General features: G+C 73.6%; 18 protein-coding genes and 1 pseudogene. 8 read left to right on the top strand and 11 right to left on the bottom strand.

Annotation, left to right across the window (positions count from 1 at the left end; translation table 11 throughout):
- The first annotated feature begins 32 nt into the window (after positions 1–32).
- Positions 33–1,442, top strand: coding sequence for an aspartate ammonia-lyase (gene aspA, locus Q5694_RS01490; RefSeq protein WP_333930101.1), 1,410 nt, complete (start codon positions 33–35; stop codon positions 1,440–1,442).
- Between the two features lie 36 nt (positions 1,443–1,478).
- Complete coding sequence (locus tag Q5694_RS01495; protein WP_333930102.1) at positions 1,479–2,411, top strand: glutaminase; 933 nt, start codon at positions 1,479–1,481, stop codon at positions 2,409–2,411.
- A 137-nt stretch (positions 2,412–2,548) separates the two neighbouring features.
- On the opposite strand, the gene Q5694_RS01500 is transcribed toward Q5694_RS01495, so the two are convergent.
- From Q5694_RS01500 to Q5694_RS01515, 4 genes and pseudogenes are all read right to left on the bottom strand, one after another.
- Positions 2,549–3,721, bottom strand: coding sequence for a D-alanyl-D-alanine carboxypeptidase family protein (locus Q5694_RS01500; protein ID WP_333930103.1), 1,173 nt, complete (start codon positions 3,719–3,721; stop codon positions 2,549–2,551).
- 132 nt (positions 3,722–3,853) lie between these two features.
- Positions 3,854–5,031: pseudogene (rho, locus tag Q5694_RS01505) on the bottom strand (transcription termination factor Rho).
- Positions 5,032–5,280: 249 nt separating this feature from the next.
- Positions 5,281–6,105, bottom strand: coding sequence for a class I SAM-dependent methyltransferase (locus tag Q5694_RS01510; RefSeq protein ID WP_333930104.1), 825 nt, complete (start codon positions 6,103–6,105; stop codon positions 5,281–5,283).
- Positions 6,106–6,176: 71 nt separating this feature from the next.
- On the bottom strand, positions 6,177–6,575 hold the full coding sequence (locus Q5694_RS01515) for a nuclear transport factor 2 family protein (protein ID WP_333930105.1): 399 nt from the start codon (positions 6,573–6,575) through the stop codon (positions 6,177–6,179).
- A 70-nt stretch (positions 6,576–6,645) separates the two neighbouring features.
- Between Q5694_RS01515 and Q5694_RS01520 the strand changes: the two genes are divergently transcribed.
- Positions 6,646–7,212 (top strand): PadR family transcriptional regulator, encoded by a 567-nt coding sequence (locus tag Q5694_RS01520; RefSeq protein WP_333930106.1) that lies wholly within the window; start codon positions 6,646–6,648, stop codon positions 7,210–7,212.
- 4 nt (positions 7,213–7,216) lie between these two features.
- Entirely contained in the window at positions 7,217–7,978 is a 762-nt protein-coding gene (locus tag Q5694_RS01525; RefSeq protein WP_333930107.1) for a class I SAM-dependent methyltransferase, read from the top strand.
- On the opposite strand, the gene Q5694_RS01530 is transcribed toward Q5694_RS01525, so the two are convergent.
- From Q5694_RS01530 to Q5694_RS01555, 6 genes are all read right to left on the bottom strand, one after another.
- Positions 7,944–8,765, bottom strand: a complete 822-nt coding sequence (locus Q5694_RS01530; RefSeq protein WP_333930108.1) for an alpha/beta fold hydrolase — start codon at positions 8,763–8,765, stop codon at positions 7,944–7,946. The two genes, Q5694_RS01525 and Q5694_RS01530, sit on opposite strands and share 35 nt — an antisense overlap.
- 190 nt (positions 8,766–8,955) lie before the next feature.
- Positions 8,956–10,137, bottom strand: coding sequence for a serine hydrolase domain-containing protein (locus Q5694_RS01535; RefSeq protein WP_333930109.1), 1,182 nt, complete (start codon positions 10,135–10,137; stop codon positions 8,956–8,958).
- Between the two features lie 119 nt (positions 10,138–10,256).
- Entirely contained in the window at positions 10,257–11,225 is a 969-nt protein-coding gene (locus Q5694_RS01540) for an acetylxylan esterase (protein WP_333930110.1), read from the bottom strand.
- Positions 11,226–11,327: 102 nt separating this feature from the next.
- On the bottom strand, positions 11,328–11,912 hold the full coding sequence (locus Q5694_RS01545; RefSeq protein WP_333930111.1) for an Rv1733c family protein: 585 nt from the start codon (positions 11,910–11,912) through the stop codon (positions 11,328–11,330).
- 324 nt (positions 11,913–12,236) lie between these two features.
- Positions 12,237–12,992 (bottom strand): ferredoxin reductase, encoded by a 756-nt coding sequence (locus tag Q5694_RS01550; RefSeq protein ID WP_333930112.1) that lies wholly within the window; start codon positions 12,990–12,992, stop codon positions 12,237–12,239.
- Positions 12,985–13,590 (bottom strand): sulfite oxidase-like oxidoreductase, encoded by a 606-nt coding sequence (locus Q5694_RS01555; RefSeq protein WP_333930113.1) that lies wholly within the window; start codon positions 13,588–13,590, stop codon positions 12,985–12,987. The genes Q5694_RS01550 and Q5694_RS01555 overlap by 8 nt, the downstream gene beginning before the upstream one ends.
- A gap of 425 nt (positions 13,591–14,015) precedes the next feature.
- On the opposite strand from Q5694_RS01555, the gene Q5694_RS01560 reads away from it, so the two are divergent.
- Positions 14,016–14,909, top strand: a complete 894-nt coding sequence (locus Q5694_RS01560) for a putative protein N(5)-glutamine methyltransferase (protein WP_333930114.1) — start codon at positions 14,016–14,018, stop codon at positions 14,907–14,909.
- Here the strand turns inward: Q5694_RS01560 and Q5694_RS01565 are convergent.
- Positions 14,899–17,010 carry a SpoIIE family protein phosphatase gene (locus Q5694_RS01565; RefSeq protein WP_333930115.1) on the bottom strand — a complete coding sequence of 704 codons (2,112 nt, stop codon included), beginning with the start codon at positions 17,008–17,010 and terminating at the stop codon, positions 14,899–14,901. The genes Q5694_RS01560 and Q5694_RS01565 overlap by 11 nt on opposite strands.
- A gap of 230 nt (positions 17,011–17,240) precedes the next feature.
- Between Q5694_RS01565 and Q5694_RS01570 the strand changes: the two genes are divergently transcribed.
- The 3 genes from Q5694_RS01570 to Q5694_RS01580 all read left to right on the top strand — a co-directional run bounded on the left by Q5694_RS01570 (position 17,241) and on the right by Q5694_RS01580 (position 20,457).
- The gene (locus Q5694_RS01570) at positions 17,241–17,609 is read left to right on the top strand and encodes a hypothetical protein (RefSeq protein WP_333930116.1); all 369 of its coding nucleotides are present in this window, start codon (positions 17,241–17,243) and stop codon (positions 17,607–17,609) included.
- A gap of 234 nt (positions 17,610–17,843) precedes the next feature.
- The gene (locus Q5694_RS01575; protein WP_333930117.1) at positions 17,844–19,859 is read left to right on the top strand and encodes an NADPH-dependent 2,4-dienoyl-CoA reductase; all 2,016 of its coding nucleotides are present in this window, start codon (positions 17,844–17,846) and stop codon (positions 19,857–19,859) included.
- 28 nt (positions 19,860–19,887) lie between these two features.
- Positions 19,888–20,457, top strand: a complete 570-nt coding sequence (locus Q5694_RS01580; RefSeq protein WP_333930118.1) for a PadR family transcriptional regulator — start codon at positions 19,888–19,890, stop codon at positions 20,455–20,457.
- Positions 20,458–20,482 lie beyond the last annotated feature (25 nt).

Raw genomic sequence — 20,482 nt, forward strand, 5'->3', positions numbered from 1 at the left:
CCCGTTCCTCAGACAAGGGATCCCTCACCCTCATGACCGCCGCCACCCGCTCCGAGCACGACCTGCTCGGCGACCGTGACGTTCCCGCCGACGCCTACTGGGGCGTGCACACCCTGCGGGCCACGGAGAACTTCCCCATCACGGGCACCCCCATCTCCGCCTACCCGCACCTGGTCGACGCGCTGGCCGCGGTGAAGGAGGCCGCCGCCCTCGCCAACGAGGAACTCGGCCTGCTGGAGCCCCGCAAGGCCGCCGCGATCGTCGAGGCGTGCCGGGAGATCCGCGACGGCAAGCTGCACGACCAGTTCGTCGTCGACGTCATCCAGGGCGGCGCCGGCACCTCGACCAACATGAACGCCAACGAGGTCGTGGCCAACCGGGCGCTGGAGCTGCTCGGCCACGCCAAGGGCGACTACCGCCACCTGCACCCCAACGAGGACGTCAACCTCGGCCAGTCCACCAACGACGTCTACCCGACCGCCGTGAAGATCGCCACGGTCTTCGCGGTGCGCGGGCTGCTCGACGCGATGGCGGTCCTGCAGGACACGTTCGCGGCCAAGGCGGCCGAGTTCCGCGACGTGCTGAAGATGGGCCGCACCCAGTTGCAGGACGCGGTCCCCATGACGCTGGGTCAGGAGTTCTCGGCGTACGCCGTCATGCTGGACGAGGACCGGGCCCGGCTCGCCGAGGCCGTCGAGCTGATCCACGAGATCAACCTGGGCGCCACCGCCATCGGCACCGGCCTCAACGCCCCCGCCGGATACGCCGAGTCGGCCCGCCGCCACCTCTCCGCCCTCACCGGCCTGCCCCTGGTCACGGCGGCCAACCTGGTCGAGGCGACACAGGACTGCGGCGCGTTCGTCCAGATGTCCGGGGTGCTCAAGCGCATCGCGGTGAAGCTCTCCAAGAGCTGCAACGACCTGCGGCTGCTGTCCTCCGGGCCGCGCGCCGGACTGGGGGAGATCAACCTGCCGCCGGTGCAGGCCGGTTCCTCGATCATGCCGGGCAAGGTCAACCCGGTGATCCCGGAGGTGGTCAACCAGGTCGCCTTCGAGGTGATCGGCAACGACGTCGCCATCACCATGGCCGCCGAGGCCGGGCAGCTCCAGCTCAACGCGTTCGAGCCGATCATCCTGCACTCCCTGTCGGAGTCCGTCACGCACCTGCGCAACGCCTGCCTGACCCTCGCCGAGCGGTGCGTGGCCGGCATCACCGCCAACACCGAGGCGCTGCGCGCGAGTGTGGAGAACTCCATCGGCCTGGTCACCGCCCTCAACCCGCACATCGGCTACACGGCGGCCACCGGCATCGCCAAGGAGGCGCTCGCCACCGGCCGGGGCGTGGCCGAACTCGTTCTGGAGAAGGGCCTGTTGCCGGCCGACCGGCTCGCGGACCTGCTCCGCCCCGAGGTGCTGGCCGGCAGTGGCCCGGCGCCGGCCTGACCGGCGGACGCGCGAGCGGACCGGCCGGGAGGGACAATGACGATCATGACGTCGCCGACCACCTTCCAGCCGGTCCTGGAGCGCATCGCCGAGGAGATCGAGCGGACGCCCGGCCGCGGCCGGCCCGCGGACTACATCCCGGCGCTCGCCGCCTGCGACCCGCGGCGTTTCGGCATGGCCGTGGCCGAGCCGGACGGAACGGTGTACGGCGTGGGGGACTGGCGCGAGCCGTTCTCCGCGCAGTCGATCACCAAGCTCTTCACCCTCGCCCTGGACCTGGCCCGCGAGGGCGACGCCCTGTGGGAGCACGTGGGCCGCGAGCCGTCCGGCAACCCGTTCAACTCGCTGGTGCAGCTGGAGTACGAGAACGGCATCCCGCGCAACCCCTTCATCAACGCGGGCGCGCTGGTCGTCACCGACCGGCTGCACACCCGCACCGGTGACGCCTCGGGGGAACTGCTGGCGTTCCTGCGGGCGGAGAGCGGCAACCCGGACCTGACCTTCGACCGCGCCGTCGAGGCCTCCGAGTCCGCCCACGGCGACCGCAACGCGGCCCTCGGCCACTTCATGGCGTCCTACGGCAACGTCGACAACCCGGTGCCCACGCTCCTGGAGCAGTACTTCCGCCAGTGCTCGATCGCGGCGTCCTGCGCCGATCTGGCCCTGGCCGCGGGCTTCCTCGCCCGGCACGGCATCCGCGCCGACGGCACCCGACTGCTGACCCGCAGCCAGGCCAAGCAGATCAACGCGATCATGCTGACCTGCGGGACGTACGACGCGGCCGGTGACTTCGCCTACCGGGTGGGCCTGCCCGGCAAGAGCGGCGTGGGTGGCGGCATCGTCGCGGTGGTCCCGGGCCGCTGCACCCTGTGCGTGTGGAGCCCGGGCCTGGACGAGCGGGGCAACTCGGTCGCCGGGGTGGCGGCCCTGGACCGCTTCACGACCCTGACCGGCCTGTCGGTGTTCTGAACCTCCTCCGGCCGGGGTCCCTCCCGCCGGGTGCTCGCGCTGCCCTCGTGGTGCCTGCGGGCCGGCCGAGGGGCCGCCGGGCCGGGGACGGGCGCCTCCCGCCGCCTCCCCGGCCCGCAACCGTGGTCGCCGGCCGGTCAGTTCCGGCTCTTCCTGCGGACGGGGATGCGCAGCACCAGCACGACGACCGCGGCTCCCGTCCCGGCCGCCCCCGCGATGAGGACCGCCGAGGTCCAGGCGGAGCCCGGCTCCTGCGACACGGCGGCGACCACGGCGGGCGCTGTCGTGGCGGCCCGCGCCGCGGGCCGCGGGGCGCCGAGCGAGCCGACGGCCTCCACCCGCCCCGCCGAGCGGAAACCCCAGTCCAGCAGGGTGCGGGCTTCCTCGTAGACGGCCGAGCTGCCACCCTCCTGCGGGTTCATCACCGTCACGACCAGCGTGCGGCCGTCCCGGCGCGCCGCCGCCACCAGGGTGTTGCCGGCCTTGCTGGTATAGCCGTTCTTGATGCCGATCATCCCTCGGTAGGGCTCCACACCGTGGGCGCCGCTCAGCAGCCGGTTGGTGTTGCGGATCGCGTAGGACCCGCCGGCCCCCGGGAACCGGGCCTCCACCGTGGCGCAGTAGCGGGCGAAGTCGGGGTTGCGCAGCCCCGTCCGGCCGAAGAGCGCCAGATCGTACGCGGACGACACCTGGCCCGGGGCGTCGTAACCGTCGGGGGACACCACGCGGGTGTCGAAGGCGCCGAGCGAGCGTGCCTTGGCCTGCATCCGCTGCGCCGTGGCCTGCCAGCCGCCGTTGAGCTCGGCCAGGACGTGCACGGCGTCGTTGCCCGAGTTCAGGAAGACACCGCGCCACAGGTCGTCGACCCGGTACGTGCGCCCCTCGGCGACCCCGACCAGGCTGCTGCCGGCGCCGATGCCCCGCAGCTCCTCCGCGCGGACGGTGTGCCGGACGCCCGCCGGGAGCGAGGGCAGCACCGTGAGGGCGAACAGCGTCTTGAGCGTGCTGGCCGGGGGAAGCCTGCGGTGCGCGTTGTGGGCCGCGAGCACCTCACCGGTCCGGGCGTCGGCCACCAGCCAGGACAGCGCCGAGACCTTCGGCAGGTGGGGCACCCCGGCGCGCGGGCGCACCTGGACACCGGGCCGGTGCAGCAGCGACGGGAGCGGGGCGGCGGCCTTCGGCCCGGCCGGTGGGGCCGTCGGTTGCGCCCGTCCGGTGTCGGCAGCCGCGGCGGGCATCAGGACCATCAGGCCCGCCGCACACAGCGCGCCCGCCGATACGGCCAGCCTCAAGGAGAATCCGATGATCATACGAATCAACGTAGAAACGAACCGGCGCTCCGGGGCGGCCGACGGGGCCGTACGCCCCGTGCCGGCACCCGGATGGAGGCAGCCGGACGGAGGCGACCCGCCAAAAGGAGACCCGTTGCACGGCTGCCGGCGTCACACGGGCAGGGTGGGCCGGATGGGCCGCAGCAAGGCGGCGTTGTCCGGCGTCTCGCGCATCCGCTCCAGAAGGGTCTCCAGGCCGTTTCGCCCGTCACGGTCGCCCAGCACCCGGCGCAGACCCCGCACGGCCGCCAACTCTTCGGGTCCCAGCAGGAGTTCCTCGCGCCGGGTGCCCGAGAGGGTGATGTCGACGGCCGGGAAGAGGCGGTGGGAGGCCGGGTCCCGGCTCAGGCGGAGCTCCATGTTCCCGGTGCTCTCGAGTTCCTCGAAGTAGAAGTCGTCGGCCCGTGAGCCGGTTGCCACCAGCGCGGTGGCCAGGACCGTGAGGGAGCCGCCCTCCTCGGCGGCCCGCGCAGCGCCGAAGAAACGCTTCGGCCCGGTCAGCGCCGAGGCGTCGACTCCGCCGCTGAGGGTGCGGCCACCGGAGGCGGCCGCGTTGTTGTACGCCCTGCACAGCCGGGTCAGCGAGTCGAGCAGCACGACCACGTCCTCGCCGGCCTCGACGCGCCGCTCGGCGCGCTCGATCACCAGCTCCGCGAGCGCGATGTGCTGCCGGGGGCTCCGGTCGAACGTCGAGGCGTAGACCTCGCCCCGTACGGCGCGCCGCATGTCGGTGACCTCCTCGGGCCGCTCGTCGAGCAGCAGCACCATCAGCCGGCACTCGGGGTGGTTGCCGGTGACCGCCGCGGCGACTTGCTGCAGGAGCACCGTCTTGCCGGTCTTCGGCGGGGCCACGAGCAGTCCGCGCCGGCCTCTGCCGACCGGTGCGATCAGGTCGACGACCCGCCCGGCGAGGCCGGCGGCCGGGTGCTCCGAGCGCAACCGCCGGCGAGGCCGGCGGCCGGGTGCTCCGAGGGCAACCGCCGGTGGGGGTGGAGGGGCGTGAGGTCCCGGAAGTGGCGGCGGTCCCGCACGTGTGCCGGTGCGCGGCCGTCGATCCGTACGACGTCGCCTAGGCCCCGGCGGTCGCCGGGGGGACCCTCGACGAAGTCGCCCCTGCGCAGGCCGTACCGGCGGATCAGGGCGGGGGAGACGGCGGGGTCGGCCGGGGCGGGCAGGCAGTCGGGGCCGCGCAGGTGCCCCTTCCCGCCGGAGTCGACGTCGAGGACGCCGGCAACGGTCCGGTTCCCGGGGCGCGGCCGGACGGCCGTGGTGTCGAGTGTGGTCGTCATCGTGGGGTGTCCTTTCACGGACGGACGTCATGAGACATGCGCGAGAGGGGGAGAGGGCCGCGAGGACAGGACGTGGAGCGCCCTCGAGGCGGCGACAGACACAGCACCCGGGCGCATCGGCGCACCTACGGCAGTGCTGCGAAGGAAGGGAGGAGGATGTGAGAACCGCACCGGCGCCCACGAAGAGGGGCGTGCACGAGTGCTGTTCGCAGGCTGCCACCCGGCGGGGCGCCGGGGAGGGGCCGTGGCTCAGCGGACGGCGGACAGCCCGTACAGCAGGGGAATCCGCGGCGCGGGCAGCCGCCACCAGCCGGACTCCGTCCGGACCATCTGCGGCCAGCGCGGCCAGGGCAGTTCCTCGGTCTCGCGCAGCCGCCGCACGGTCAGTCCCGCTGTCGCCAACGCGGTGACGACCTCGCCCGTTCCGTGCATCCACTCGTAGCTGTCGGTGGCGCCCCGGACCGGTGGGCCGTCCGTGTAGGTGTGGGTGGCGTCACGGTGCACGGGCCCGCCGCCCAGGCAGTCGTGGCGCAGCAGCAGCTCCGGGCCCTCGCCGGGCCCGGGTTCGGGACCGAGGGCGTTGAGCAGGGGATGGAACTCGACCACGTACAACAGGCCGCCCGGCCGCAGCAGCCGGGTCACGGTCCGCGCCCACCGCTCCAGGTCGGGCAGGTAGCACAGGGCGCCCTTGCCGGTGTACACCACGTCGAACTGCCGCCCGTCCAGGGCGCCCACGGCGTCGTACACGTTCGCCCGCAGGTACCGCACGTCCGCGCCGGCCCGCTCGGCGATGCCGGTCGCGGCCGCGACGGACGCCTCCGAGAAGTCAAGTCCCACGGTCCGGGCCCCGCGCCGGGCGAAGGCCAGGGTCTCCGTGCCCAGATGGCACTGGAGGTGCAGCACGTCCCGCCCGGCCACGTCACCGAGGTCCTCCCACTCGAACGGGGCGAACCAGCGCTCGGGGTCGAGGTCCTGGTCGAGGCCGTAGAAGCGGCTGGCGAGATGGACGGGTGTGCGGGCGTCCCAGTTCGCCTGGTTGGCCCGCATCAGCCGGTCGTGCTCGGCGGACGTCATGAGGACATCCAACCGCGAACGGGCCGTGCCCGGCGGCCGGACGCGCTGACTCGGCGTACGCGCCCGCTCGTTCACACGGAGCGGGCCCGGGCGTCCTCCGCGATGCGGTCGAACTGCGCGCCCATGGCGGCGGCGAGCGCCTGGGCACCCGACAACGGGCGCACCATCACGGTGAACTCGTCGATGAGACCGTGCTCGTCGACGTGGATGAAGTCGCAGCCCTGGATCTGCCGGTCACCCACCCGCGCGGTGAAGACCAGGGCGTGGTCCCGGCCGTGCTCGTCATTGATCTCCCGCACGTAGCGGAAGTCCTCGAAGACGCCGGAGACCGCGCGCAGGATCGCGGCCGTGATCGCCTTCCCGGCGTAGGGCTTGAACACGACCGGGCTGGTGAACACGACGTCCGGCGCCAGCAGCGCCTCGGCGGCGTCGAGGTCGAGGGCTTCGATCGCCTCACGGAATGCACGCATCTCAAGCCGCCTTGGTCAATTAGTTGATTAGGTGCGTAATAGAGTAGTCAACCCTTGGTACGGTGTCCACATGTCCCTCAAGTACGCCGTCCTGGCCGCCCTGCTGGAGGGCGAGGCGTCCGGTTACGAGCTGTCCAAGCTGTTCGACGTGTCCCTGGCGAACTTCTGGGCCGCCACACCCCAGCAGCTCTACCGGGAACTGGAGCGGCTCGCCCGGGACGGCCTGATCGAGGCACGGGTCGTGCGCCAGGATCGGCGGCCGGACAAGAGGATGTTCACCCTCACCGAGGAAGGCCGCCGGGACCTGCGGGCCTTCTCCGCCACGCCGCCGAGACGGCCCACCGCCATCCGCGACGAACTCCTCATCAAGATCCAGGCCATGGACGACGGCGTGGACCCCGGGGCGACCCGCGCCCTGGTCGAGGAGCGACGGGAGTGGGCCCGCGGCAAGCTGGCCCGCTACCAGCGCGTGCGCGAACGCCTCCTGGCCGGCCGCACCGAGGAGGAGTACCTGCGCGAGGCCGACCGCATCGGCCCCTACCTCACCCTCATGGGAGGCATCTCCTTCGAGGAGGACAACCTCCGCTGGTGCGACCGCGTACTGACCGCCCTGCGGCAGCGCGCTCTCCCGGGCTGAGCCGATGTTCGGCCCCGAAGGTCCCACCCCGCGCGAACTCGCCGTCCAGGCGCTGTCGTCCGTGGAGCGCGGCTACGACCTGCTCGCGCCGAAGTTCGACCACACCCCCTTCCGGACGCCCGACGCGATCCTCGACGCCGTGGCCGCCGCCCTGCGGCGCACCGGGCCCTACGGCACCGGGCTCGACCTGTGCTGCGGCACCGGGGCGGGCGTCGGCGTACTGGCCGAGGTGTGCCGGGAACGCGTCACCGGCGTCGACTTCAGCGCGGGCATGCTGACCGTCGCGCGCGCCCGCACCGGCCCCGCGGGCCCACCGGTGTCCTGGGTCCGCGCCGACGCCCGCGCCCTGCCCTTCGCGGCCGCCTTCGACCTGGTCGTGAGCTTCGGTGCCTTCGGGCACTTCCTGCCGCGCGAACTGCCCGGCCTGTTCACCCAGGTGCGGTCCGTGCTGAGGCCGGGCGGCAGCTTCGCGTTCCCGGTCCTCGCCCCGCCCCGCCCGGGCTCCCTCGGTTACTGGACGCTGCTCGGCTTCGACACGGTGATGCGCGTGCGCAACGCGCTGTGGCGTCCCCCCTTCGTCATGTACTACCGCGCCTTCCGCCTCGGCGACGTGCGCCGCGAACTGAGGCGCGCGGGTTTCGCGGTGGAACTGCGGGCGCTGCCCGGGCTCGGGCGACGACCGGACGGCAGCCCGGGGGCGCGCCTGGTCGTGGCCCGCGCCCCGGGACCGGTCAGCCGCGCAGGAAGTTCAGCAGATCGTCGTTGAAGGCCTTCTCGTAGTCGCCCACCAGGCCGTGCGGGGCGCCCGGGTAGACCTTCAGGGTCGCGTTCTCGACCAGCTTGGCCGTGCGGTGCGCGGCGGCGCCGATCGGCACGATCTGGTCGTCGTCGCCGTGCGCCACGAGCGTCGGGACGTCGATCCGCGCCAGGTCCTCGGTGAAGTCGGTCTCCGAGAACTGCGCGACGCAGTCGTAGGCGCCCTTCAGTCCCACCTGCATGCTCCACAGCCAGAACTGCCGGCGCATGCCCTCCGACACGGCCGCACCGGGCCGGTTGAAGCCGTAGAAGCTCTCGCTCAGGTCCCAGTAGAACTGCGACCGGTCGGACTCCACGCCCGCGCGGATGCCGTCGAAGACGTCCTTCGGCGTGCCCTCCGGGTTGTCCTCCGTGCGCAGCATCAGCGGCGGCACCGCGCCCAGCAGCACGACCTTGGAGACCCGCTCAGTGCCGTGCCGCCCGATGTAGCGGGTCACCTCGCCGCCGCCCGTCGAGTGACCCACCAGGACCGCTTCGCGCAGGTCCAGCGCCTCGATCAGTTCGGCCAGGTCGTCGGCGTACCGGTCCATGTGGTTGCCCTGCCACGGCTGGCCCGAGCGGCCGTGCCCGCGGCGGTCGTGCGCCACCGCGCGGAAGCCGTGCTCGGCGACGAGCCGCGCCTGCCCGTCCCAGGCGTCGGCGTTCAGCGGCCAGCCGTGGCTGAACACCACGGGCCGGCCCGTGCCCCAGTCCTTGTAGTAGATCTCGGTTCCGTCGGAGGTGGTGAACGTGCTCATCGGTGAGGATTCCTCTCGGTGGGGGGCCGGCAACGGGAGCGCGCCGGGCCGGTCGGAGAGCCGTTCCCTCCAGAGTCGCGTCGATCCGGAAATCGTGCGCGCCGTCCGGGAGGCGGGCCGGGGAAGCAGGGACGCCGTCCGGGGGGTGGCCGGGCGGCACGGAGCGCGACCGTCCCCGCCTGCGCGGCGATCACAGGGCGCCGTAGAGGGCTTCGACCAGAGCCCTCTTCCGCGGGTCGTCCACGATGTGCGGCCCCATACGGTTCATCACGTACCCGAGGGCGACTCCGGCCTCCGGATCGGCGAGGCCGCACGAGCCGCCGTAGCCGTCATGGCCGAAGGCCCGCGGGTTGGGCCCGTAGGAGCCCTCCGGGCCGCTCAGCCACAGCCCCAGCCCGGCCTCCGTCTCGCCGCCCAGCCCGGCGCCCAGGACCAGGTCGAGGCACCGGCCCTGCCCCTCCCGCACCCGCTCGGCCGCCTCCGGCGACAGCAGGCGCAGGCCCCGGTGGGCACCCCGCCCCGCGAGGACGGCGTACAGGTCGGCGACCGCACGCGCGGTGCCGTGCCCGTTCGCCGCGGGGATCTCGGCGGCCCGCCAGCCGGGCGAGTTGGCCCCGGCGGCCGACACCGGCGGATTCGCCAGCGCGGCGATCACCACGGGCGCGGGCTGCGCGGAGGCGGTCGCCCGCTCACCGCCCGGTGCCACGGGCGGCTGAACCAGTTCCGCCACCCGCCCGAAGTCCTCGTCCGCCACGCCGATGCGGAAGTCGGCGCCCAGCGGTCCGCTCACCTCCCGCTCCAGGAACACCCCGGGCGACAGCCCCGACACGCGCCGCACGACCTCGCCGACCAGATGCCCGTAGGTCAGCGCGTGATAGCCGGACCGGGTACCCGGCTCCCACCAGGGCTCGGTCGCCGCGAGCCGCTGCGTGGTCAGCTCCCAGTCGCACAGCTGCTCCAGCGAGTGCGGCTCGCGCAGTCCGGCCAGCCCGGCGCGGTGGGACAGCAGGTGCCGTACCAAGACCTTGTCCTTGCCCGCCGCGGCGAACTCGGGCCAGTACGCGGCCACCGGCGCGTCCAGGTCCAGCAGACCGCGGTCGGCGAGGACGTGGGCGCACAGGGCCACCGGTCCCTTGGTCGTGGACCACACGTTCACCAGCGTGTCCCGCTCCCACGGCCGGGTGTGCGCCGCGTCGGCCCAGCCGCCCCACAGATCCACCACCGTCCGGCCCTCCAGGACCACGGCCACGGCGGCGCCCAGCTCCTGCCGCTCGCGGAAGTTCTCCTCGAACGCCCGGCGCACCGCGGCGAACCGCGGCTCGCAGTGGCCGTGCACCGTCGTCCCGCCCCCGGGGCGCTCGTACCCGGACATGAACCCCACCCCTCCACCGGCCCGTCGTCGGACCCGGGCCGGTCCGCCGTGGCCCGGGCCCGATGAACGTACCGACCGGTCGGACCGGGAGGGAAGGGGGAGAGCGGGAAACGGCCCGATCAGATGTACGAGCGCATCCAGCGCAGCTTGGCCGCCTCCTGGAAGGAACCGCCGCCCTCGTGGTCGTTGAAGTCGTAGACCTCGATCGTCCTGTCCTCGTGGGCCCAGGCGTTGAAGGCCGCGAAGACGGTCGAGGGCGGGCAGGTCTGGTCCTCCAGCGCGGCCGAGAAGAGCGCCGGGGCCCGGCCGCGGGAGGCGAAGTGGACGCCGTCGAAGTAGGACAGCGTGCGCAGCACCTGCCCGCTGCGGCCGCGGTGCGTCTGGAGGAAGAGCCCGATCTCCCGGTACGGGTGACGGTCCGTCAGCGTGACCGCGCGCGGGAAGTCGCACAGGAACGGCACGTCCGGCGCGATGCCCGCCAGGTCCGGCACCAGGCCGCCGACCGCGATCGTGATGCCGCCGCCCTGGCTGGATCCGACGGCCACCGTGCGCGCCGGGTCGGTCAGCGGATGCGAACGGGCCGCCTCCACGGCACGCACCGCGTCCGTGAACACCCGGCGGTAGTAGTAGTTCTCGGGTGCGTCGACACCGCGCGTCATGAACCCGGGGTAGGAGGGTCCACCGCCCACCGGATCGGCCGTGCCGCCGCCCCCGCCCCAGCCGCTGCCCTGGCCGCGGGTGTCCATCACGAAGTGCGCCCGGCCCGTGGACGCCCACAGCAGGTGCTCGTGCGGCAGGCCGCGGCCGCCGCCGTAGCCGATGAACTCCACCACCAGGGGCAGCGGTTCGTCCGCCCCGGCGGGCAACGTCAGCCAGCCCTTGACCGGATGGCCGCCGAAGCCCGCGTACGTCACGTCGAAGACCCGCACGGTGGACAGGCCGGTGTCGACCGGTTCGAAGCGGGCGTCCAGGTCGTGGCCGCGCGCCTCCTGGAGGGTCGTGGACCAGAACGCGTCGAAGTCCTCGGGCTCGACGGACGCGCTCCGGTAGGTGCGCAGTTCATCGGCAGGAAGGTCGAACAGGGCCATGCAGGACCACCTAGGGTGAGAACGGCTGCCGGAGCGGTGCGGAAGATCACACTACGGGGGCGGCCGGAGGGGTGGCCAGGTGCTCCTGCGCCGGTGGAGCCGTCACACGGTGCGGTGTGTCCACTGCGGCTCGGTCCGGGCCCACGCCCGGTCCCACTCGGCCAGTCTGCGGCGCAGGGCGACGCGGCGTACGGCGAAATGGCCGAGCAGCACCAGCAGCACCGCGCCGCCCGCGGCACCCGTGCCCATGGTGAGGGTGTGCTGCCACACGGTGGTGCCGTCCAGCGGCGGGCCCACCGGATGCCCCCGGGAATCGAGCCAGACGTCCACGGCCTCGCCCGGATCCGTGCCCGCGGGGACCCGGACGCTCGCGGTGCGGACGCCCCCGCCGTCCTGCGCCCATCGCACGGTCGACCGGTACGCGTGCTGACCGCCTGCCTGTGCCGACGGCAGGGAACCGCCGCTCCTCTCCACGACCTCCGCGCGGACCCGATGCCGGTCGGCGTGCTGCTCCACCGACAGCGACTTCGCCTCGCCGTACGCCCACCGCGCGGTCGCCGCCCCGGCCAGGGGAGCGCCCACGAGGATCAGGAAGGCGACCGCCAGCACCGTCCACGCCTCGACGACGTCGCACCGGCGGAGCAGCGCACTGTGGCGCCGGCGCAGGCCGGGCATCCGGGTTCGCATGTCGCCCTCCTCGCCGTCACCCGCGGGCGTCAGGGCCGGGACCGGCAGGCCGGGGTCAGCCCTGGAAGTGGGTGCCCGGGGGGTCCGCGGCGAAACGCGCCCGCACGGGACCGACTTGAAGCGCCGCACGGAGCCGGCTGGGAAGCGCCGCACGGAGCCGGCTGGGAAGCGCCGCGCGGAGCCGACTCGGCAGGCACAGCACGAGGCCGAGTCGGGGCACCGCAGGGGTCGCGACGTCAGGGGTCGGGCGGCAGGAGCCGGAACGGCAGCGGCCGGGTCGGCGGGGGCGGGCGGGGAGGGCGCGAAGACCGTCCCCGCTCGCCCTCAGCCGAACCGCTCGATCCGGATGCGCTCCACGGGCTGTCCCGCGGCCACGAGCAGCCGGGAGGCGTGCTCGGCGAACGAGTTGGAGCCGCACACATAGGCTTCCCAGCCACCAGGAGGCTGCTCGGCCAGGAGCGGCGCCACATGTGCGGCCGCCATACGGCCCACCGCCACACCTTCCGGCGCGCTCCGGGTGAACACCACGGTGGTCTCCGCGCCCAACTCCCCTGCGTAGATCAGATCTTCGGGACTGCGCACGGACACGACCATGCGCAGCGGCAGGGCCAGGTTCCGCGCTCGGTGATGCCGCACCATCGACATCAGCGGTACGACTCCGGAACCGGCACCGATCAGCAGCGCTGGCCGGTCGCCCGGCCAGGCGAAGAACCCGCTCACGGGCCCCCGCAGCTCGACCCGGTCGCCGGGGCGGGCGACCCGGTGGAACCATCCCGAGACCTCGCCGTCCTCGATGTGGTCGAGGGTCAGCTCCACATGGCCGGAATCGTCCGGCGCCGACGCGATCGAGTAGTGGCGCTGCGCCACATAGCCGTCCGCGGCCGTGAGCCGCACCATCAGGTGCTGGCCCGGCAGATGCCCCGGCCAGCCCGGCACGGCGAACCGGAACGTGGCGGCACGCGGGGTCTCGCGGCGGATCTCCGTCAGGGTGGCGGTCCGCCACTCCGAGGCGGCCTGCTCGTTCACGGCGATCCGCCCGGGCACGGCGAACCGCGTGGGCGGCACGAAGGTCTCAGTCACCGGAGTACCTCTGCTCCTCCCAGGGGTTGCCGCGCTCGTGGTAGCCGTTCGACTCCCAGAACCCCGGCTCGTCGTGGTCGAGGACGCGCAGGCCGGCGATCCACTTCGCGCTCTTCCAGAAGTACAGGTGCGGCACCACCAGCCGGGCCGGGCCGCCGTGCTCTGCAGCGAGCGGCCGGCCGTCGTACTCCCAGACGATCCAGGCGCGCCCGCCGGTCAGGTCGGCGAGCGGGAGGTTCGTGGTGTAGCCGGTGTGCGCGTAGGCGACGGCATGGGTGGCGGATCCATGGGGCCGTACCACTTCGAGGAAGGCGTCCAGGGACACGCCGGAGAACCGCACCCCGAACTTCGACCAGCCGGTCACGCAGTGGATGTCGCCCTCGTAGCCCGAGGCCGGCAGCCGGTGCGCCTCCTCCCAGTCCCAGGTGCGGGGCTCCTCGACCAGCCCGTCGACGCGGAAGGTCCAGTCGGCGGGTGCCAGCTCGGGAGTGACCTCGGCGGACAGGACCGGCCAGTCGTCGCGGGCGTCGTACTGCCCGGGCGGCAGGGCGGGACCGGCGCCGCGCGGGCGGCCGGTGAAGCCTCGGGTGATGTGCATGCGGTGGTGCCTCCGGACCGGTCCGCGGTGCCCCGCCGGGCCGGCGTGCTCGGTGATTGCCTGCCCAACCGTACGTGGTCCGCAGCCCGCCGTGCCGCGCGGCCGTCCGCGGGCCACGGGCCTGTGCGGTGGACGACCGTGGATCACGGGCGGCGGCCGTGTGGAACAGGTGGCCATGTGGGCGCGACCAGCCCCGCCGTCCGGGCACAGGGCCTCGCTCCCGGCCCGCCGAGTCCCCGCCCCCGCCGGGGCCGGTCCGGTAAGGTTGCCGTCCGGCCGGGAACGGACCCGGCCGCCGGAAAGCCGAGGAGGTGAGACCCATTACCGCTGTGTCAGCTCGGGTGCTCTCCTTCCGACCTCGCGCGGATCGCCGGCCGTAGGCGACCGCTGAGCGCCCTTCGGCTCTCGAAAGGCTCCTGGCTTCCATGTCGTCGTCGGCGTCCCCTGCGTCCTCCCCACCCCCCGCGTCCTCCGCGTCCTGCGGCTCCTCCGCGTCCGCCGCGTCCGGCGGCTCACCCGCGTTGCCGGACTCCTCCTCGCGCCCGTCCTCCCACGCGTCCCTGGTCGCCGTCCTGCGCACCGCGGGCTGCGTCTTCGCCGAGGACGAGGCCGAGCTGATCCTCGCCACCGCCCGTACCCCGGCCGAGGCCGCCGCCATGGCCGGGCGCCGCGCCGCGGGGCTGCCCCTCGAGCTGGTCGTCGGCTGGGCCGCGTTCCGCGGACTGCGGATCGCCGTCGCGCCGGGCGTCTTCGTGCCGCGCCGCCGCACCGAGTTCCTCGTCGAGCAGGCGCTGCGGCAGGCACCCGCCGCGCGGGTCGTCGTCGACCTGTGCTGCGGCTCGGGCGCGGTCGCCGCCGCGCTGGCCGCCGGACTGGGCCCCGGCCGAAGGGAACTGCACGCCGCGGACGTGGACCCGGCCGCCGTGCGCTGCGCCCGCGGCAACATCGGCCCCCTCGGCGGACACGTCCACCAGGGCGACCTGTTCGAGGCCCTGCCCGGCGGGCTGCGCGGCCGGGTCGGCATCCTCGCGGCCAACGTGCCCTACGTGCCGAGCGGTGAGATCGGGCTGCTGCCGCAGGAGGCCCGTGACCACGAGCCCAGGGTCGCCCTCGACGGCGGCGGCGACGGCCTGGACGTCCTGCGCCGGGTCGCGGCCGGGGCACCGGACTGGCTCGCCCCGGGCGGTTGCGTCCTCGTGGAGACGAGCCGCGACCAGGCCCCGGACGCCGTCGCGGCCTTCGGCAGCCACGGCCTGGCGGCCCGGCTGGCCGTCTCGCAGGAGCTGTACGCGCACGTGGTGATCGGCGTCAGGCCCTGACCTCCGGGCCGGCCGGGGCTCCGGCGCTCCCGCCCGGGGCCGTTGCCCGGGCGACGAGCAGGGCGACGTCGTCGAAGTTGTCCGGCTCGTGCAGAGTGCGCAGCAGCAGCTCGCAGACTTCCTCCAGCGGGCGGTCGGGGCCCTCCAGCAGGGACAGCAGCGTGCCCAGCCGGTCGTCGAGCGGATCGCGGCGGGTCTCGACGAGACCGTCGGTGTAGAACACCAGCCGGTCGCCCGGGTCGAGGTCCACGGTCGTGGTGGCGAAGGCCACCCCGCCCACGCCCAGCGGGACGCCGGTCGGCAGGTCGAGCAGCTCCGGGGAGCGGCCGGCCCGGACGCGCACCGGTGGCAGGTGCCCGGCGTTGGCGATGCGGCACTGGCGCAGATGCGGGTCGTGGACGGCGTACACGCAGGTGGCGATGGACTGCTCCAGGCCGGCGGTGATGCGGTCGAGGTGCTCCAGCAGCACGTGCGGTTCGAGGCCGAGGGAGGCGAGGGTGTTGGTGGCGGTGCGCAGCCGCCCCATCGCGGCCGCCGCGGGAATGCCGCTGCCCATCACGTCGCCCACCACGAGGGCCGTCTTGCCGCCCTCCAGCTCGATCACGTCGAACCAGTCGCCGCCGACCTCGCTGGTGGCCCCGGCCGGCTGGTAGCGGGAGGCGACCTCCAGGCCGCCGGTCACGGGCGGGTGACTGGGCAGCAGGCTGCGCTGGAGGGTGAGTGCCGTCTCGCGGGCGCTCTGGTACCAGCGCGCGTTGTCGATCTGCACGGCGGCCCGTGCGGCCAGCTCCCGCGCCAGCAGCAGGTCGTCCTCGCTGAACGGCAGCGGGTTGCGCGTGCGCTTGAGGTCGAGGGCGCCCAGCACCTCGCCGCGCGCGATCAGCGGCACCGCCAGGTACGAGTGCACGCCCGCCCGGCGCAGCAGGTCGGCCGCCTCGGGCGACCGCGCGATGCGCACCAGGTCCTCGTCCTTGACCTCCGGCAGCATCACGGGTTCGCCCGTGCGCACACACTCGGTGACCAGGCGGTCGGAGGCGTACCGGGCCACCTGCCCGGGGGTGTCGGCCGCCTCCAGCGCCTCGGCGGAGTCGTACCCCCGCACCGCCAGCGCGCGGATCACCGCGGACTCGGCGGGACCGAGACTGGTCCGCCGGCCCTGCACCACCGCGTCCAGCAGGTCGACGGCCGCGATGTCGGCGAGCTCGGGAACCGCCACCTCGGCGAGTTCGCTGGCCGTGCGCTCCAGGTCCAGCGTGGTACCGATCCGGCCGGAGGCGTCGGCGATCAGGGCCAGCCGCCGCCGCGCGGCCTCCGCCTCGATGCCCGCCTGGTACTGCTCGGTGACGTCGACGATCGAGACGGCCACGCCCAGCACGGTCCCGAAGGCGTTCTCCAGCCGGTACAGCGAGATCGACCAGGCGTGGTCCCGGTGCGGGTCCGCGGGAGTGCGGCCGATCGTGGACTGGTCGACGACCGGCCGGCCGGTCTCCAGCACCCGGCGCGCCGCACTCTCCAGGGCGTCGACGTCCATCCCCGGCACCACCTCGCGGGCGGTGCGGCCCAGGTGTTCCTCGGCGGGGACGCCGTTGATCTCCTCCAGCGCCGGGTTGACCGACACGTACCGCAGGCCGGTGTCGAGCACGGCCAGCCCGGTCGGGGACTGGGCGATCATCCGGGTGGACAGGGCCACCTCCCGCTCCAGCCGGTGCACGGTGCTCTGATCGGCGCACAGTCCCAGCGCGTACACGTCGCCCTGGTCGTCCAGCAGCCGCATGTTGCGGAACTCCACCACCCGTGTGGTGCCGTCCTTGCGGCGGACGGGGAAGGCCCCGGCCCAGCTCTGGCCGGTGCCCATGACGTCGGCGAACAGCTTCACCACGAGGTCGAGGTGCTTCTCGTGGACCATGATCCGGGCGGCGTACTGCCCGAGCGCCTCCCCGGCGTCGTAGCCGAACAGTTCCTCAGCCTGCGGGCTCCACAGCACGATGCGGCCCTCGGAGTCGAGCACGATGGAGGCCACCCGCAGGACGTCGAGCAGTCCGCTGGGCCGTGCCGAGCCGCCTGGTCGTCCGTCGCCCTCGGGAGCCCCGGCTGCACTCATCCCACGCCCCGTTCGCCGTTCCCCGGCGCACGCCGTCGTGCGCCGACACCCCATGTTGTACCGCGTGCGGCCGCTTCCGGGCCGCTCCTTGCGTCACCTTCCACCATCTCCCACCGCGCGCGGAACCGCCGTGCGGACGGCACGGGCGCCGCCGGTAGTGCTCATCGGCCGGTGGTGCTTTGCTGGGGGAGGGGCGGACCGGCTGCGTGGCCGTGGAAGGAGTCGTCACGATGGACCATGAGCGACCGCACCCCCACTCCGTCTCGGTGGAGATCAGCGGGTGCAGCAAGCACGACGCCCGGACCGTGTTCGACGCGCTGTGCTCCTGTTACGAGTCCGACCGGTGCGCCGACGACGTGCCCGAGGAACTGCACGAGACCCGGCCGACCGTCTGGCTGGGCACCTTCGACGTGGCCGACGAGCACGGGCGGGCCACCCCCGTGGCGCTGTCGTCCTCCGTCGAGGCCGATCTGCACGGCGGCTACTGGGCGATCGAGCGGCTGCGCACGACCCTGGACTCGCTGTTCGACGTGCACGACCTGAGCACCGCCTCCGGTGACCAGGAGAAGGAACTGCACGTGCGCCTGCAGAGCAGGTGAGCCCTGTGCCGTGAGCCGGCCGTCGCGTCCCCGGGCGCGGCGGCCGGCCACATGTGTGCCCGAGTGCGGCGGCGGCCGCACGTGCGCGCGGTGATGGGGGCCGGGCACCCGTGGTGGCCCGGAACCGCTGGTCACGGCCCGGTTGTGCCCTCCGTCACCCCTTGTGCAACTAGTTGCACAAACCTGCGGTAGTGCTCTACAACTACTGGCACGACACCGCGCACGGAGGGCCCGATGAGCCGTTACCCGCACCTGCTGAGCCCCCTCGACCTGGGCTTCACCACCCTGCCCAACCGGGTCCTGATGGGCTCGATGCACGTAGGTCTGGAGGAGGCCGAGGGCGGGTTCGCGCGCATGGCCGCCTTCTACGCCGCCCGGGCCCGTGGGGGAGTGGGCCTGATCGTCACCGGCGGCATCGCACCCAACGACGAGGGACGGCCCTACGAGGGCGGCGCCAGGCTCACCACCGAGGAGGAGGCCGAGCAGCACCGGGTCGTCACGGACGCCGTGCACCGCGAGGGCGGGCGGATCGCCCTGCAGATCCTGCACTTCGGCCGCTACGCCTACCACAGGGACCTGGTCGCCCCCAGTCCCCTCCAGGCACCCATCAGCCCCTTCCCGCCGCGCGAGCTCACCGACGCCGACGTCGAGCGGACCGTCGACGACTACGCCCGCACCGCCCGCCTCGCCCGGCAGGCCGGCTACGACGGCGTCGAGATCATGGGCTCCGAGGGCTACCTCATCAACGAGTTCATCGCCCGGCAGACCAACCGGCGCACCGACCGCTGGGGCGGCTCGTACGAGAACCGCATGCGCTTCCCGCTGGAGATCGTGCGCCGGGTGCGCGAGGCGGTCGGCGAGGACTTCATCGTCATCTACCGCCTCTCCATGCTCGACCTCGTGCCGGGCGGCTCCACGCTCGACGAGGTGATCACCCTGGCCAAGGCCGTCGAGACCGCCGGGGCGACCATCATCAACACCGGCATCGGCTGGCACGAGGCCCGCATCCCCACCATCGCGACCTCCGTGCCGCGCGGTGCCTACACCTGGGTGACCAAGCGGCTCATGGGCGAGGTGTCCGTGCCGCTCGTCACCACCAACCGCATCAACACCCCCGAGCTGGCCGAGGAGTTGCTCGCCGACGGCGTGGCCGACATGGTGTCGATGGCCCGTCCGATGCTCGCCGATCCCGACTTCGTCACCAAGGCCGAGGCCGGCCGCCCGGAGGCCATCAACACCTGCATCGGCTGCAACCAGGCCTGCCTCGACCACACCTTCAGCGGCCTGATCACCTCCTGCCTGGTCAACCCGCGCGCCTGTCACGAGACCGAGCTCGTGCTCTCCCCGACCCGGCTGCGCAAGCGCGTCGCGGTCGTCGGCGCGGGCCCGGCCGGACTGGCCTGCGCGGTCTCGGCCGCCGAGCGCGGGCACGAGGTGACGCTGTTCGACGCGGCGGGCGAGATCGGCGGGCAGCTCAACGTCGCCCGCAAGGTGCCCGGGAAGCAGGAGTTCGACGAGACACTGCGCTACTTCCGCACCCAGCTCGACTGGCACGGCGTCGACGTGCGGCTGAACACCCTCGTCACGAGCGCGGACGTCGACGGTTACGACGAGGTCGTCGTCGCCACCGGCGTCACCCCGCGCACCCCCGAGATCCCGGGTGTGGACCACCCGAGCGTCCTCGGCTACCTCGACGTCCTGCGCGACGGCGCACCCGTCGGCGACCGGGTCGCGGTCCTCGGTGCGGGCGGCATCGGCTTCGACGTCGCCGAATACCTCACCGACAGCGGCGACAAGGCCCACGAGGACCCGCGGACGTACTTCCGGCAGTGGGGCGTCGACCTCGACTACCGCGGCCCCGGCGGCCTCGCCGCCCCCGAGCGGCCCGCACCGCCGCGCGCCGTCCACCTGCTGCAGCGCAAGACCTCCAAGGTGGGCGCCGGCCTCGGCAAGACCACCGGCTGGATCCACCGCACCGAACTCAAGCACCGCGGCGTCACCATGGTCCCCGGCGTGCGCTACGACCGGATCGACGACGCCGGACTGCACATCACGGTCGGCGAGGAGAGCACGGTACTGGAGGTCGACACCATCGTGCTGTGCACCGGCCAGGAGCCGCGCCGCGCCCTGTACGAGGAACTGATCGCGGCCGGGCGCAGCGCGCACCTGATCGGCGGCGCCGACGTGGCCGCCGAGCTGGACGCCAAGCGTGCCATCAAGCAGGGCACCGAGCTGGCGGCCGCCCTGTAGGGCGCGACCGCGTCCCTAGGATGAGGCCATGTCACTCCCGCACGCGATCCTCACCGCCCTGCTCGAGAAGCCGTCGTCCGGGCTGGAGCTGACGCGCCGCTTCGACCGGTCGATCGGCTACTTCTGGTCGGCGACGCACCAGCAGATCTACCGCGAGCTGGGGAAGCTGGAGTCCGACGGCCTCATCCGGGCCCTGCCCTCCGAGCAGCCGGCCCGCGGGCAGAAGAAGAGCTACGAGGTCCTGCCCGCGGGCCGCGCCGAACTGGCCCGGTGGACCGCCGCCCCCCAGGATCCCAAGCCGCAGCGCGACACCCTGCTGCTGCGGCTCAGGGCGGCCGCCGTCGTCGGCACGGCCGGGCTCGAGGCCGATCTGCGGCGCCATCTGGAGCTGCACGAGAAGCAGCTTGCGGAGTACCGGGAGATCGAGGAGCGGGACTTCCCGCCCGGCCGGGACGCCACCGAGGACCGGCTGCGGCACCTGGTGCTGCGGGCGGGCATCGACCTGGAGACGTTCTGGACCCAGTGGCTGCGGCGGGCCCTGGCCGACTTTCCCGGACTGCCGGACGGCGCACCGGCCGAGCGCTCCGCCCGGACATGACCGCGGCCCGCCCGACCGGAGCGCT

The sequence above is a fragment of the Streptomyces sp. AHA2 genome, from assembly GCF_036857595.1.
In the GTDB taxonomy this organism is placed as follows: domain Bacteria; phylum Actinomycetota; class Actinomycetes; order Streptomycetales; family Streptomycetaceae; genus Streptomyces.

What these genes read in the sequence shown, in the direction of transcription:
- Q5694_RS01500 (WP_333930103.1), bottom strand. Translation starts at nt 3,721, where the DNA reads ATGATCATCGGATTCTCCTTGAGGCTGGCCGTATCGGCGGGCGCGCTG.
- Q5694_RS01510 (WP_333930104.1), bottom strand. Translation starts at nt 6,105, where the DNA reads ATGACGTCCGCCGAGCACGACCGGCTGATGCGGGCCAACCAGGCGAAC.
- Q5694_RS01540 (WP_333930110.1), bottom strand. Translation starts at nt 11,225, where the DNA reads ATGGCCCTGTTCGACCTTCCTGCCGATGAACTGCGCACCTACCGGAGC.
- Q5694_RS01565 (WP_333930115.1), bottom strand. Translation starts at nt 17,010, where the DNA reads ATGAGTGCAGCCGGGGCTCCCGAGGGCGACGGACGACCAGGCGGCTCG.
- Q5694_RS01530 (WP_333930108.1), bottom strand. Translation starts at nt 8,765, where the DNA reads ATGAGCACGTTCACCACCTCCGACGGAACCGAGATCTACTACAAGGAC.
- Q5694_RS01525 (WP_333930107.1), top strand. Translation starts at nt 7,217, where the DNA reads ATGTTCGGCCCCGAAGGTCCCACCCCGCGCGAACTCGCCGTCCAGGCG.
- Q5694_RS01575 (WP_333930117.1), top strand. Translation starts at nt 17,844, where the DNA reads ATGAGCCGTTACCCGCACCTGCTGAGCCCCCTCGACCTGGGCTTCACC.
- Q5694_RS01535 (WP_333930109.1), bottom strand. Translation starts at nt 10,137, where the DNA reads ATGTCCGGGTACGAGCGCCCCGGGGGCGGGACGACGGTGCACGGCCAC.
- Q5694_RS01520 (WP_333930106.1), top strand. Translation starts at nt 6,646, where the DNA reads ATGTCCCTCAAGTACGCCGTCCTGGCCGCCCTGCTGGAGGGCGAGGCG.
- aspA (WP_333930101.1), top strand. Translation starts at nt 33, where the DNA reads ATGACCGCCGCCACCCGCTCCGAGCACGACCTGCTCGGCGACCGTGAC.
- Q5694_RS01560 (WP_333930114.1), top strand. Translation starts at nt 14,016, where the DNA reads ATGTCGTCGTCGGCGTCCCCTGCGTCCTCCCCACCCCCCGCGTCCTCC.
- Q5694_RS01570 (WP_333930116.1), top strand. Translation starts at nt 17,241, where the DNA reads ATGGACCATGAGCGACCGCACCCCCACTCCGTCTCGGTGGAGATCAGC.
- Q5694_RS01580 (WP_333930118.1), top strand. Translation starts at nt 19,888, where the DNA reads ATGTCACTCCCGCACGCGATCCTCACCGCCCTGCTCGAGAAGCCGTCG.
- Q5694_RS01555 (WP_333930113.1), bottom strand. Translation starts at nt 13,590, where the DNA reads ATGCACATCACCCGAGGCTTCACCGGCCGCCCGCGCGGCGCCGGTCCC.
- Q5694_RS01495 (WP_333930102.1), top strand. Translation starts at nt 1,479, where the DNA reads ATGACGATCATGACGTCGCCGACCACCTTCCAGCCGGTCCTGGAGCGC.
- Q5694_RS01545 (WP_333930111.1), bottom strand. Translation starts at nt 11,912, where the DNA reads ATGCGAACCCGGATGCCCGGCCTGCGCCGGCGCCACAGTGCGCTGCTC.
- Q5694_RS01515 (WP_333930105.1), bottom strand. Translation starts at nt 6,575, where the DNA reads ATGCGTGCATTCCGTGAGGCGATCGAAGCCCTCGACCTCGACGCCGCC.